1 protein-coding gene is annotated in these 528 nt (G+C 70.6%); it reads left to right on the forward strand.

What is annotated here, in order from left to right:
- Positions 1-528 (forward strand): sugar nucleotidyltransferase (locus HMPREF9463_RS10285; RefSeq protein WP_035139017.1); only part of this gene is annotated, 528 nt, incomplete at both ends.

Here is a 528-nt window from a genome sequence, read left to right on the forward strand (position 1 = left end):
GGACGGCCTGGCGCAGGCCTTCACCATCGGCGAGGAGTTCATCGCCGGCGAGCCGTGCGCCCTGGTGCTCGGCGACAACATCTTCTACGGCAACGGCCTGTCGCGCCACCTGACGCGCGCCGCCCGGAACGCCGAGTCGGGCCGAGCCACGGTCTTCGGCTACCACGTGGACGACCCCGAGCGCTTCGGCGTCGTGGAGTTCGACCGCGGGGGGAGGGCCGTGTCCATCGAGGAGAAGCCCGCCCGCCCCAAGAGCTCCTACGCCGTCACCGGCCTGTACTTCTACCCGGGCGACGTCGCCGTCAAGGCCCACAAGGTTCAGCCTTCCGCCCGCGGGGAGCTGGAGATCACCACGCTCAACCAGATGTACCTGGAGGAGGGGACGCTGTCCGTGGTCACCCTCGGCCGCGGCTACGCGTGGCTGGACACCGGCACCATGGAGAGCCTCCACGAGGCCGCGGAGTTCGTCCGCGCCGTCGAGCACTCCCAGGACCTCCCCGTGTCCGTCCCCGAGGAGATCGCCTGGGA

This window comes from Collinsella sp. 4_8_47FAA (assembly GCF_000763055.1).
Classification (GTDB): Bacteria; Actinomycetota; Coriobacteriia; order Coriobacteriales; family Coriobacteriaceae; genus Collinsella.